General features: G+C 34.6%; 11 protein-coding genes. 1 reads left to right on the forward strand and 10 read right to left on the reverse strand.

The features are described 5' to 3' along the window. Positions 1-185 precede the first annotated feature (185 nt). The 8 genes from ABZA26_RS01330 to ABZA26_RS01365 all read right to left on the reverse strand — a co-directional run bounded on the left by ABZA26_RS01330 (position 186) and on the right by ABZA26_RS01365 (position 11,039). A protein-coding gene (locus ABZA26_RS01330; RefSeq protein ID WP_372712717.1) for an IS3 family transposase occupies positions 186-1,498 on the reverse strand; the annotation gives its coding sequence in 2 pieces (ribosomal slippage) (positions 186-1,105 and positions 1,105-1,498; 1,314 coding nt in all). Positions 1,499-1,609: 111 nt separating this feature from the next. Further along, positions 1,610-3,022, reverse strand: a complete 1,413-nt coding sequence (pykF, locus tag ABZA26_RS01335; protein ID WP_372712718.1) for a pyruvate kinase PykF — start codon at positions 3,020-3,022, stop codon at positions 1,610-1,612. A gap of 596 nt (positions 3,023-3,618) precedes the next feature. Continuing rightward, positions 3,619-4,929 carry a phosphopyruvate hydratase gene (gene eno, locus ABZA26_RS01340; RefSeq protein WP_372712719.1) on the reverse strand — a complete coding sequence of 437 codons (1,311 nt, stop codon included), beginning with the start codon at positions 4,927-4,929 and terminating at the stop codon, positions 3,619-3,621. Between the two features lie 166 nt (positions 4,930-5,095). Beyond that, the gene (locus ABZA26_RS01345; RefSeq protein WP_372712720.1) at positions 5,096-5,872 is read right to left on the reverse strand and encodes a TIGR00266 family protein; all 777 of its coding nucleotides are present in this window, start codon (positions 5,870-5,872) and stop codon (positions 5,096-5,098) included. A 126-nt stretch (positions 5,873-5,998) separates the two neighbouring features. Further along, positions 5,999-7,726 carry a peptidylprolyl isomerase gene (locus ABZA26_RS01350; RefSeq protein WP_372712721.1) on the reverse strand — a complete coding sequence of 576 codons (1,728 nt, stop codon included), beginning with the start codon at positions 7,724-7,726 and terminating at the stop codon, positions 5,999-6,001. Between the two features lie 117 nt (positions 7,727-7,843). Beyond that, on the reverse strand, positions 7,844-9,232 hold the full coding sequence (locus ABZA26_RS01355; protein WP_372712722.1) for a sigma 54-interacting transcriptional regulator: 1,389 nt from the start codon (positions 9,230-9,232) through the stop codon (positions 7,844-7,846). A 210-nt stretch (positions 9,233-9,442) separates the two neighbouring features. Then, on the reverse strand, positions 9,443-9,748 hold the full coding sequence (locus ABZA26_RS01360; protein ID WP_372712723.1) for a PG0541 family transporter-associated protein: 306 nt from the start codon (positions 9,746-9,748) through the stop codon (positions 9,443-9,445). A 31-nt stretch (positions 9,749-9,779) separates the two neighbouring features. Beyond that, on the reverse strand, positions 9,780-11,039 hold the full coding sequence (locus ABZA26_RS01365) for a TolC family protein (protein ID WP_372712724.1): 1,260 nt from the start codon (positions 11,037-11,039) through the stop codon (positions 9,780-9,782). Between the two features lie 187 nt (positions 11,040-11,226). Between ABZA26_RS01365 and ABZA26_RS01370 the strand changes: the two genes are divergently transcribed. Continuing rightward, on the forward strand, positions 11,227-11,565 hold the full coding sequence (locus ABZA26_RS01370; RefSeq protein WP_372712725.1) for a hypothetical protein: 339 nt from the start codon (positions 11,227-11,229) through the stop codon (positions 11,563-11,565). Positions 11,566-11,665: 100 nt separating this feature from the next. Here ABZA26_RS01370 and ABZA26_RS01375 read toward each other — a convergent pair whose 3' ends face one another. Together ABZA26_RS01375 and ABZA26_RS01380 are read right to left on the reverse strand one after the other, a co-directional pair. Further along, the gene (locus ABZA26_RS01375) at positions 11,666-12,319 is read right to left on the reverse strand and encodes a TetR/AcrR family transcriptional regulator (RefSeq protein ID WP_372712726.1); all 654 of its coding nucleotides are present in this window, start codon (positions 12,317-12,319) and stop codon (positions 11,666-11,668) included. A gap of 165 nt (positions 12,320-12,484) precedes the next feature. Then, the coding region (locus ABZA26_RS01380; RefSeq protein ID WP_372712727.1) for an aminotransferase class III-fold pyridoxal phosphate-dependent enzyme at positions 12,485-12,698 on the reverse strand (214 nt) is incomplete at its 5' end.

The raw sequence follows: 12,698 nt of genomic DNA on the forward strand, positions 1-12,698 counted from the left end.
AACTCCAGAAAAGAAAAAATCCTTACTTTTTTCAGAGGCAAGTCTCTAGAAAATAGAATAACAACGGAGATTTCCGATGAAAAAAGAGTTTATCCACAGGCTGACGTTATTTTTATATCTCCATAAAAAAAAGGCTGTGCTTAATAAACTGTACCCTTTGTCAAGGACACTTAAAAAAAGTATAGTTAAGCAGACAAAAGAAGATGATCTCTGTATTGAGCAGGGGTCATCTTTTTTAAATCCCACTGATACCTGTAGTTGTTGTAATAATTCATATATCTTGCTATTTCTTTTTTTACTTCCTTTAAAGTTTTCAAAGGTTTTAAATTTAGGTTATCTTTCATATGACCAAAAAATGATTCCATCGGAGCATTATCCCAACAATTTCCTCTACGCGACATAGATTGAGCTATATTTTTACTTATGAGTAATTTTTTAAATTTAGGGTTTGTATAATGAAACCCCTGGTCCGAATGGATCAAACATTCTGAATCAAGTTTAAACCTTTTTCTAGTTAAGCGCTTCACTGTATTTAGGGCAATATCCAATTTAAGATTATCAGATACCTCGTAGGATAAAACTTCATTAGTGCAGCTGTCTTTTATAGCTGAAAGATAAGCTCTTTTGCCATTTCCATAGGTTAAATATGTAATATCTGTTAAAAGAATTTTTCTAGGAATTCCCTGTTTAAACCTTCTTTCTAGAGCATTAGATACAGTACTATGTTCTTTAGTTGCTTTAGCAATATTCTTATACGGATTGGGCTTTCTATGGGGACAGATAATTCCATATTTCTTCATAATTCTTCTAATTTTTTTCAAGTTAAAAACAACATTAAAATCATTTTCTAAAATCATCCTAATGCTACGAGCACCTTTCTTATACCCCTTTCGCTTAAAAGCCTTCAGTAGCAAATTCTTATCTTTAAAATCCTCAATTTCTTTCTTTTTTCTAACCTTTTCTGAGTTAAGATAGTTGTAATAACCTGACCTAGAAACTCCAGCTTGTGCGCATAAAAATTTAACCATCGACTTTAGTCCATGATTTTTAATAGTTGATTTAATAGCTTCAAATTTTTCTGATTTATTTAGGCATCTCCCCTTTCTATCTCGTCCAACTTTTTTAGGAATTCATTTTCAATTTTTAAATATTTTATTTCAGCCTCAAGACGTTTAATCTTTTCAGAATCAGTCAATTCTCTTTCTATAGACCTTCCAGAGTTTATTTTTCTTGAATCTTTCAATCCCAGCTCACCATTTTCTTTAAATGCTTTTCTCCAACGGCGACTAGCCATTTGAATTCTTTTTTTACCAAGAATTTCTGCATCAAAGTCTGCTTCTTCAAAGATTGCACGCGGTATCTTACCTAATTTATATTCCTCGATAAATTTTTTTTTAAATTCAAAACTGTATGTAATAGATTTATTAGAAACTTTCACTACATATTTATTTTTTGACAATAACTTAACTTCAGTATTAGCAAATAACTTCTTAGACATATTCTCCTCCTCAAAACTTCTTGAAAAAATTGTATCAAAAAAAACCATGAAACAGACACTTTTTTCAAGTGTCCGGTTTCATGGTTACAGTTTAATAGGGGCATCTCTCTGTTATTTTACAACTATAACTTTAAATGAGTTTGTAGTTCCCACTTTGAATACTTCTTCTCCGCAAGTAGCTACAATTATATCTCCGGTTTTCGCAAGCCCTTTAGCTACAGCTTCTTTTTCCACAACTGTATAGAACTCGTCTAAAGTCATTACGTCTTTTTGTACAAAAGAGATAACTCCTCTTGAAAGAGCCAGTTGATTTGCAGCCTTTGTGTTGTTTGTAAGAGCTAATATATGAGCAGTAGGGAAATATTTTCTAAGAGCTCTTGCTGATCTTCCGCTCTGAGTTCCTACAGCTATAAGTTTTGCATTCAGTACCTCTGCTGCATCTACAGTTCCCTTTGCTACAGCTTCTGTTATACTTATGTCTCCTTCAAAATCCATGTCATATGCAGGGATCATAGAGTCTGTTTTTTCAGCTATCTGTGCCATTATCTCTACAGCTTCCACCGGGTACTTACCTTTGGCAGTTTCTCCTGAAAGCATTACTGCATCTGTACCGTCGATTATTGCATTGGCCACGTCTCCTGCCTCTGCTCTTGTAGGTCTCGGGTTTTTGATCATTGAATCAAGCATCTGAGTTGCAGTTATTACCATTTTCCCGATCTCATTACACTTATCTATCATCATTTTCTGAGCAAAAGGTACTTCCTCTACTGGAATTTCTACTCCTAGATCTCCTCTGGCAACCATTATTCCGTCAGATAATTCTAAGATCTCGTCAAAATTGTCTACACCCTCTTGATTTTCTATTTTAGAGATTATTTTTATATCTTCTCCGCCATTTTCATCAAGAACCTTTCTTACTTCTCTTACGTCATCTGCTTTTCTTATAAAAGATGCAGCTACGAAGTCTACTTTTTGCTCGCAACCAAACTTAAGGTCACCTTTATCCTTTTCAGAAAGAGCAGGAAGCTTAACTGATGTTCCAGGAAGGTTAATTCCTTTGTTCTCTCCTAATTCTCCTGTATTGTTTACAAGGCACTTCACTTCGTTACCTGATACTGATTTTACTGTAAGCTCTATAAGACCGTCATCTACAAGTACTGTATCTCCGGCTTTAAGGTCTTTAGCTATCCCTTCATAAGTTACAGCAACTATATTTTTGTTACCTATAACATTTTTATCAGTTGTAATTGTGAATTCTTGTCCGGCTTCAAGAGTTACATCTTGTCCGTTTTCAAGTTTTATAGTTCTGATCTCAGGTCCCTTAGTGTCTAAAAGAATAGCTACTCTAGCTCCTGTAGCTTCATTTACTTCTCTCATAGTTTTGATTCTGTCTCCGTGCTCTTCATAATTTCCGTGAGAAAAGTTAAGCCTCATAACATTCATACCTGCATTGGAAAGCTTTGTAAGCATCTCTTTGCTTTCTGATTTAGGACCTATCGTACATACTATTTTCGTTTTTTTCACTCAGTATTCCCCCTTAATAATTTTAATAATATCGACATTACAACTTCCATCATTTTTCTTAGTTAAGATATAGATTGTATTTTTAAAAATCAAGTTGATTTTTTAAGCTCGCTTTTAATTCCATGAACTATTCTAGTGTACATTAAATTCTATACCTTTATACATTTAAAGTCAAGAAGCACATCGAGTGATATTTAAACTTTACGAGATCAAAAAAAGACCTTTATTTTTAGATTGTTATTTTTTTATTTTAACTATATCTATTAATCAGGTGTATCTTCAATCAAACCATATACTAAGTTTACGATACATTTGTTTCAATTGTGGGGTATATTTCTTCGATTATTTCAAAAAAAAATAGACTTAAAATTTTCTAAAAAATATTTTTTTATAACACTTGGTAAAATAAGATTTAAAAATGACCATTATGAAACCTTAAAAAAAGTTAATCTTCTTTAACTTAATTTTGATTTTTGAATATTTTTAATTAAGAAACAGTAACAGTTTTTATAAAAAATCAATAATTTATACATAAAAATATAAATTATACTGCTCTGTACAAAAAAAGACTGCCGGTTAAGGCAGTCTGTAGTTAATTATTTTTTGATATTGTAGAAAACTTCCATTCCACCATATACAGCTGTTTCTCCAAGCTCTTCTTCAATTCTAAGAAGTTGGTTGTATTTAGCCATTCTGTCTGATCTTGAAGCTGATCCAGTTTTGATTTGACCTGCATTTGTAGCTACTGCTACGTCAGCGATAGTCGCATCTTCTGTTTCTCCAGATCTGTGTGATACTACTGCTGTGTATCCTGCTTTTTTAGCCATTTCGATAGCCTCTAAAGTCTCAGTTAAAGTTCCGATTTGGTTAAGTTTGATTAAGATTGAGTTAGCTGACTTCTTCTCGATTCCCATTGCTAGGTACTCTGTGTTAGTTACGAATAGATCGTCTCCAACTACTTGAGTTGTAGCTCCTACTTTTGCAGTAAGCTTTGCGAAACCTATCCAGTCATTTTCATCGAATCCATCTTCGATTGAAGTTATTGGATACTTCTCTACAAGACCTGCATACCAGTCTACCATCTCGTCTGTAGTTCTCTTGATTCCACCTTCTCTTTTGAAGTGGTAAGTTTTTTCTCCGTCTGCTCCATCTTTAGTACAGAACTCAGAAGCTGCTGCATCTAGTGCTAGAGTGATATCTTTCCCTGGCTCGTATCCTGCGGCTTTGATAGCTTCCATTATGATATCAAGAGCACCTTCAGTACCTTGAATATTCGCTGGAGCGTATCCTCCTTCGTTTCCTACGTTTGTAGAGTCTCCGTTTGCTTTAAGGATTTTTCCAAGGTGGTGGAATACTTCAGTTCCCATTCTTAATCCTTCAGCAAAAGTTTTTGCTCCTACTGGCTGAACCATGAATTCTTGTACATCTACAGCTGAATCTGCATGTGATCCACCGTTTAGTATGTTCATCATTGGAAGAGGTAATTCTTTAGCATTAGTTCCTCCAAGGTATTTGAATAAAGATAGACCTAAAGCTTCCGCTGCTGCTTTTGCAACTGCAAGAGATACTCCTAATATTGCGTTAGCTCCTAATCTTGCTTTTGTTTTAGTTCCGTCAAGTGCGATCATTAATCTGTCGATAGCAACTTGGTTAGTAGCATCCATCCCTAAGATAGCCTCTCTGATTTCAGTATTTACATTGTTTACTGCAGTAAGACAACCTTTTCCTAGGTATCTTGATTTATCTTCGTCTCTAAGTTCTACTGCTTCTCTTTCACCAGTAGATGCTCCAGACGGAACAGCTGCTCTTCCCATAGCTCCACATTCTAATCTTACATCTACTTCTACAGTTGGATTTCCTCTTGAGTCCAAAATTTCTCTAGCTTTTACGTCTACTATTGTCGTCATTCTTAAATACCTCCATACTATATTTATGATTACTATAAGATAATAACACATTTATTTTCCTTCGTAAAGACAGGGCTTTGTTCTATTTTTAATCATATGGTACTCACTAATCACCCAAAAAAATATTTTGTGTCGTTTTGACCATCTTAGTTCGGTTGTAGAACTATTAATCCCTATCTAATAAGCCTCCAAGAATACCTCCTGCTACAGCCCCGCCTAATAAAGTGCCTCCAGATCCACCTCTCTCCCTAGAACTACCCATATTTGCGTAGAGTCTTTCTGCAAGTTTTGATATAGGCATGCTCTGCATATAGACTCTTCCAGGTCCCTTAAGTGTGGCTAGGAAAAGTCCCTCTTTTCCAAAAAGTGCATTTTTAAATCCCCCTACAAATCTTATATCATAGTCTACACTCCTTTCAAATCCAACTATACAACCAGTGTCCACCCTCAGAGTTTCCCCGGATTTGAGATCCTTTTCTATGATCGTTCCACCGGCATGGACAAATGCCATCCCGTCACCCTTGAGCTTTTGGAGTATAAATCCTTCTCCTCCAAAAAATCCGACTCCCAGTTTTTTTGTAAAAGCCACATCTATGTCTATACCGTTAGCTGCACATAAAAATGAATCTTTTTGACATATAAACTCCCCGTTAAATTTATCCAGATCTATGGGTATTATCTGGCCTGGATAGGGAGCACTGAATCCCACAGCTCTTTTTATTCTTCCGTTATTTTTAAATGTTGTTATAAAAAAACTCTCTCCTGTGATCATTCTTTTAAATCCTCCGAAGATCCCCCCTCCGGTTCCAGTCTGCATCTCCAAATTATCTTCCATATAAGTCATGGCACCAGCCTCAGCCCTTACTCCTTCTCCTGGATCTAGTTCTATCTCTACGAGCTGCATTCCCTGTCCGTAAATTTTATAATCTATCACATCTGCCATTATTTTTTACCTCCGTTAATTTATTCTACATATAAGCTTACACTAATAATCACGCAATTCTCAAGAAAAATAATTTTATAATTTGAATTATTAAAAACAGGCCTGCAAAATAGCAGGCCTGAATGATTAATTTTCAATTATTTTTTTTAGCTCTTCTTGAGATTTGATATTTAGAAGGTCATACTTAACTCTGTCTTTTACGTCCTCAAAGTCAGCCTTTTTATACTTAACTTCTTTTACTTTTTGGAATACATAGATCTCTCCGTCAGCCTCTATAAATTTAAACGTATCAAGGTCACTTCCGAATATTCCTTTGACAAGCCCTATTTTATATCCCAATTCCGGAATGTATCCGCCCTCTGTTATTCCAGTATAAAGTTTACTGGCTGCTATATTTTTTCCGCCCTTTGAAACTTCTTCAAATGTCAGCTCTTTATTTTGAAGTTTTTCAGCTACTGCTGAAGCCTCTTCTTTTACCATTTTTTCAGTTGCGTCAGATATTTTATCCAGAATAAGGATATGTCTGGCTTTTGCCTTCGACTCTTCTTTTTCCTCTACAAAAATTATATGATGTCCGAACTGTGTCTCCACTACTTCAGGATACACTTTTCCGGCTTCTCCTTTAAATACCGCATCTTCAAAAGCCTTTACCATCTGACCCTTTTCAAACCATCCGAGGTCTCCTCCATTAGGTCCAGTAGGTCCTTCGGAATACTTTACAGCAAGAGCTTCAAAGTTTTCGGGAGTAGCTTCTTTTAAAATCTCTTCAGCTTTTTTTACTGCAGCCTTTTTGTCATCCTCCGAAACTTCTGCCTGGAACTGTACAATATTGGCATTAGCACTTGCTGCTGTATCATAAGCCAGCTTGTTTTTTTCAAAGAAATTTTTAAGCTCACCGTCATCTACTTTAGAATTGTTTCTTATATCTTTTTCAAGCTTTATTCTTAAGCCATAGAGTTTATCTGTAGTAGAAAGGTTCTCATCTACCACAATCCCTCTTTTTATAGCTTCTTTTGCTATGGCTATATCATTTTCAAAGGATTTTTTTGTCATCTCTTCTGCCTTAGCTACATCTCCGCCTGTTGCAAATAAGTTTCTGATAGTTCTGTTAGCCATATCCACATTTGTGATTACGAACCCGTCTTTTTCGAGAGAAGGCTGCTCTAGATACTTCACGTATCCATCGTCCACACCTTCTAACTTCATATTTTCCTTTTCTTCATGTAAAAGAGCAGAATATTTTTCAATCCCTTTTTGCTCTTTCAGTTGAGTTTCTAATTCAGATTTAGCTTCATCATAGGTTTTACCCAGATAAATTCCATACTTATTTGACTCGTATTCCTCTTTCAACTCATCTTCGCTAGGAACATACTGTTCTTTTATAGCCTCGATGGTTTTTTCTATTAGGATTCCCTCTTCTATCTCTTTTTTCAGAGTAGTCTTTGTGTAACCCTGTATTTGGAGCATTCTTTTAAATTGTTCCTTATCATCTACAGATTTTACGATTTTATCATACTCTGCATTTACATCTTTTTTTGGAACTTTTACTTTCAGTTTCTTTGCTATCTGCATTGTCAGTTCTTTTTCAATTACCTGATTAAAAGCTACTAAATTGCTAAGCTCTTTATCTAAATTGTTTCCGAAGTATTGATAATATACTCCCGAAAGATTTGTCATGGTTCTTTCTACTTTTAAAGTGTTAACCTTTTTTCCGTTGATTTTAAATGCATAACTTTGATTTCCCATTCCCATTCTGATATTTGATACAATAACCGTAAGCATAGATAGAAAAAAAGCTATGGTTATTACCCAAATTATCGGCTTCATATTTTTCCTGAGTTTTCTGACAGCCATTATGTCCCCCTTAATAATTTTAGTATTTCTTCAATTATAGCAACTGATAATTCAATTTTCAATCTATTTAACAAAAAAAGGCCTAAAAGGCCTCCCTTTGCTAAATTAAAATTTTTATTATGATTTTTGATCAAGATTATATTTTCTTATTTTCTCATATAAAGTTGTTCTTCCTATGCCAAGAAGTTTTGCAGTTTCCTGCTTGTTCCATCTTGTCTTTTGCAGAGCAGTTGCTATTACTACTTTTTCCACTTCTGCCAGATCATATATCTCTTGTTCAAGGATATCCTTCAGAGGTCCCACTCCTATTACAGTTTTGTTTTCTAGAGTATCGGACTTCATCTTTATTTCCAGTGGAAGATCCTCTACACCTATTACTTTGGTGTTAGAAAGTATAACCATTCTCTCTACTATATTCTTGAGTTCTCTTATGTTTCCAGGGTAAGAATATTCCATGAGGTATTTCATAGCCTCTCCTGATATTACAGGCATCTCTCTGTGAAGTTCAAGAATTATCTTATTCAAGAAGTAGTTTGCCAGTAGAGGTATATCTTCCCTTCTGTCTCTTAGAGGTGGTACCTCTATAGGGAATGCCGACAATCTGTGGTAAAGATCGCTTCTGAACTTTCCTTTTTCCGTTTCCTCTTTAAGATTCTTATTTGTAGATACTATAAATCTTACATCTACTCTTCTAGATTTGTTCCCCCCTACCCTTCTAAACTCTCCGTATTCTATAACTCTTAGAAGTTTTGCCTGGGACTTTAGATCCATTGCAGCTATTTCATCTAAAAATACAGTTCCCCTGTCAGTCTCTTCTAAAATACCTCTTTTACTAGAAGAAGCCCCTGGAAAAGCTCCTCTTTCATAACCAAAAAGTTCTGATTCTATAGATTCAGAAGGCAGTGAAGCACAATTTATGATTATAAAATTGTTTCTTCTTCTGTCGCTTTTCTTGAATATCTCTTTTGCTATAAGCTCTTTTCCTGCTCCGTTTTCTCCGCTTATGAGGACTGTCAGATCGCTTTCAGCTACTCTCTCCACAAGATTTTTTACCTCTTTTATCTTCATAGTCTGACCCACTATCTCATTTGTCTCTTCTACATATGAAAGTTTCTCTTCTAACTTTCTTTTTTCCTTTAGAAGTTCTAGATTCTTCAGGGCAGGGATTATTATCCTGTTCATCTCTTTGAGATTTACAGGCTTTAATAGGTAGTTATAGACATCTGCACTTTTAAGTTCATTTATTATATCTTCTTTTTCCTCGTCTATAAGACCCACTATAACAAAATCTTTACCTATTCCTCCGAGTTTTCTTTTTACCTCTGAAAAGCTGAACCATGTCATGTACTCATCTAGCAGTACAATGTCAAAATCACTTTCTCTCAGCATATCCAATCCATCTAGAAAATTATTAAATGTTATTACCTCATATTCTTCAGAAAGTTCTTTTCTTATTTGCTTAAGAGTTTCCTTTCTCTCCGAAATTGCCAAAATTGACTTTTTCATATCTATTTTTCCTCCTGGTTTGTTCTAAAATAAAGCGTTCTATTTTCGCCTGTTATTTTTATATCTGTATTATAATAGATATTTCAAAATTCTTCAATACTATAATTAAAAATATATATAAAAATAAAACAAAGAGTCTATTTTTTGGCTCCTATTTTTTTTCAGTGTACATCTTTTTCTTGAGTTTTTGTGTCCACATTACGTATCTGGTCATTTTAAATATAACTCCACAGGACTCACAATTATTTTAAATGTAATATAATAGTCCAGTGACTCTTTTTTTATTCTGTATTTCTCCACGACCCTCTCACACTCTTTCTTTTCTAAAACAGTAAAAATAATACTATCTGATCCCGGCCAAACATGGCTATCCAGATGCTTTTTGCTCTTTTCCCAGGACCCCTTGAGAGATGGAAAAATTGTGTATTCCTCTATACCCTCTTCCACCAACATCCCAACAAGCTCATCTTCCAGAGAAGAATCACATACTATTCTCAATAATTTATACTCCTTCATTTTATTTTCCTCCATTTCCAAGATTCAAGGTCTATTTGAGATATTCCCTGTATTTTTCATAAGACAGGTAATAATCCAGTCCCGCCTTTAGCAGGGAAAGTTCCGCTTCTCTGAGGGCACTCTCGATCTGAAGGAGATCTATTACACTCACCAGTCCGTTTTCATATCTTCTTTTTTCTACACTGTAGTTTTCATATGAAGATTCCACTGCCGCCTCCTGCTCTTTTACTGTCTCTTCAAGCCTCAAAAGTTCCAGATAATTACTTCTCAGAGTAACCTCTATATCATCCTTCGCCTTTTTTTCCAGATTTTTATATTTTTCAGTTTCATTTTTATACCTGTTATACGCATCTACATTCTGACCAAACTCAAAAAGATTCATAGTTACAGTTACCCCTGCATTCCAGTTCCAGTCCTCTACAGACCCGTCAAAATTCCCATCTTCTCCTGTGTAACCAAATCTTAAGTCCACTTTTGGAAAAAATTCTGACCTGGCCAAAGATTCGTTCGCCTGGGTAAGTTCATAATCCAGCCTGGCTATTTTCGAATCTCTGTTTTTTTCTCTTGCCAGAGTTACATCACCCTTTATATCTATCAGGGATAGATCGTATTTTTCAGAATTCACAGGCTGAAGTTCCAGTTCCGCCTCTCTATCAATCCCCATCTCATTTTTAAGTTCTAGTTCTGCAATGGCCATCTCATTTTGAACCCTTATAATATTGGTCCTGACATTTCTCACTCTGGTGGCAAAAGGTAGTACATCTGCCTTTGAAAAAAGCCTAAGTTCATACTTTCTCTGAGCTTTTTTATACTGCCCATCCAAATCTTTGAAAGATGACTGATAAACCTCAAGTTCCCTCTGAAGTTTTAATATGCTTAAATATTTTTCTATGATGAGAAGCCTTAAGTCACTTCTGGATTTTAAAAATTTATAGTTTGAACGCTCCCTTACTTTTTTAGCCGCTGTTATCCCTGCACCTATCAGTCCTCCCCTATACAGTGGCTGTACAAGTTCTATGCTGTTGGAATAGCTGTCATCTCTGCTGCTCTCCCCGTAGATATCTTCCTGATTTCTGTCATACATCCCCGTATAGCTTATCTTTGGAAGTGCCTCCTTATATGCCTCTCTCACCTGAAGAGCTGAGTTCTCCAGGTCAATATCTGCATTTTTTATGGTATAGCTGTTGGTAAGGGACCTTTTTATACACTCTTCCAGATCCATCTTGACGGTTTCGCCATATGAAAAGACAGATACTGTCCATATTAACACCACAATAAAAATATTTTTCATACCTATCTCTCCTCACATAAAAAATAGAATACATCATAATTTTATTTACCACCGGCTTCAAAAACTTCTTTTTTAAATTTTCAATTAAATTTTTTCACCTTAATTGTAAAAAAAATATACAGAATGATTCTTAACCGTGAAATTTTGTGATACAATATCATAAAATGAAATATAAAGGAGTGAGGATATGGAAAAAAAATACAGAATGATAGAGACAAATGAAATGGGTGAAGAAATTTTTATAGAATATCCAGAAGCATTTATAATAGAAAAATTCACCCCTCTTATTGAAAGGATAGAGATAAGCAAGCCAAAATTATTAGAACCTCTTAAAAAACTCAGAGAAGAGATCGGCGATGAAGATTTTGAAAAATATTTTAATACTCTTCTTGATATCAAAAAATTTGAGAATCAGATGATGATAACAACAGACAGGAATATAAACAGAAGTATTATTTCAAGGCAGTTTATGAATCATATTCACAAATGTTTTGATGTAGATACTGTAAGAATAGTTGTTCAGTAGGAGAAAGTCCTGTCTGTAGAACCCATTAAAATTCTTATTTTTCTAAAAACTCAAGTACAATAAAAAAACCCGGGAAAAACCCGGGGTTTTTTATTGTATATTATTTTAAGAAACCACCGATTGTTATTTGTTCCATCAAATCAGTTATCTCATCTAATTTAAACATTTTTATATTTTTTCTGAGCTCATCACTAGGCTTCAGTTTTGTCTCTCCGAAATATTCCTCTCCTGTGAGAAAAGTATATATAAAAACTCTCAAGTGGTTTGATAAACCACGTGCTGAAAGTTTTATTTTACTCTGGAGGGATTCCTTAAGTTCATCTTTATGCATTTCAAGTAGCCTCTCAAAATAGCTGGTAGATGTATAGCAAAGATTGTATTTCAGTGCCTTTATCTCTTCGCTTTCTCCTTCATTGCTGGAGTATAGCACTTTCAGTCTGTAAAGGGACATATCTGGAGCTTCATAGCAGTCTTTCAGATACTCCCTACATATATATCTGTATTTTTTTCTCAGAGAAAGGTCTAAGGAAAGTATTTTGTCAAATTTTTCACGCCGTTCCCGTACGTCTAGGTTCAGTATATGTATAAAAACCTCTTCCTTGGATTTAAAATAATTATAAAAAGTCCCCTTGGAAATTTTCCCTGTCTTAGCTATATCTTCTATAGTTGTGTCACTGTATCCTTTTTTTACAAAAGTCTTTCTAGCTGCATCGATTATAACGTCTCTTTTGACTCCATTTTCAATAGTTTCCATGGCTCTCTCCCATTTTTCAAGACATAAAAATTATTCGGATTTTCATCTTAGATAATTTTTTATTTTTTAATGTTATAATAAAATTAATATAACATTAATTTATTTTAATGTAAAGAAAATTTATATCCACTAAAAGACTATCAGATTAGTATACTTAATCAAGGACTATGACTTAAACCATTCTTCCATAACATTTAGGATATGATCCATCTCTTCCTCTGTTGCTATATAAGGTGGCATTGTATAGAGGTACTTATAAAAAGGCCTGAGCCACACCCCTCTTTCATAGGCAAACTTTTGAAAGCCTTTCAGAGTTTTGGATTCTTTTACCTCTATTACCCCTGTTACTCCCAGGATTCTGACTCCTTTTATTTTGTCT

The sequence above is a fragment of the Ilyobacter sp. genome (genome assembly GCF_041583315.1).
GTDB lineage: Bacteria > Fusobacteriota > Fusobacteriia > Fusobacteriales > Fusobacteriaceae > Ilyobacter.

What these genes read in the sequence shown, in the direction of transcription:
- eno (WP_372712719.1), bottom strand. Translation starts at nt 4,929, where the DNA reads ATGACGACAATAGTAGACGTAAAAGCTAGAGAAATTTTGGACTCAAGA.
- ABZA26_RS01345 (WP_372712720.1), bottom strand. Translation starts at nt 5,872, where the DNA reads ATGGCAGATGTGATAGATTATAAAATTTACGGACAGGGAATGCAGCTC.
- ABZA26_RS01350 (WP_372712721.1), bottom strand. Translation starts at nt 7,726, where the DNA reads ATGGCTGTCAGAAAACTCAGGAAAAATATGAAGCCGATAATTTGGGTA.
- ABZA26_RS01355 (WP_372712722.1), bottom strand. Translation starts at nt 9,232, where the DNA reads ATGAAAAAGTCAATTTTGGCAATTTCGGAGAGAAAGGAAACTCTTAAG.
- ABZA26_RS01360 (WP_372712723.1), bottom strand. Translation starts at nt 9,748, where the DNA reads ATGAAGGAGTATAAATTATTGAGAATAGTATGTGATTCTTCTCTGGAA.
- ABZA26_RS01365 (WP_372712724.1), bottom strand. Translation starts at nt 11,039, where the DNA reads ATGAAAAATATTTTTATTGTGGTGTTAATATGGACAGTATCTGTCTTT.
- ABZA26_RS01370 (WP_372712725.1), top strand. Translation starts at nt 11,227, where the DNA reads ATGGAAAAAAAATACAGAATGATAGAGACAAATGAAATGGGTGAAGAA.
- ABZA26_RS01375 (WP_372712726.1), bottom strand. Translation starts at nt 12,319, where the DNA reads ATGGAAACTATTGAAAATGGAGTCAAAAGAGACGTTATAATCGATGCA.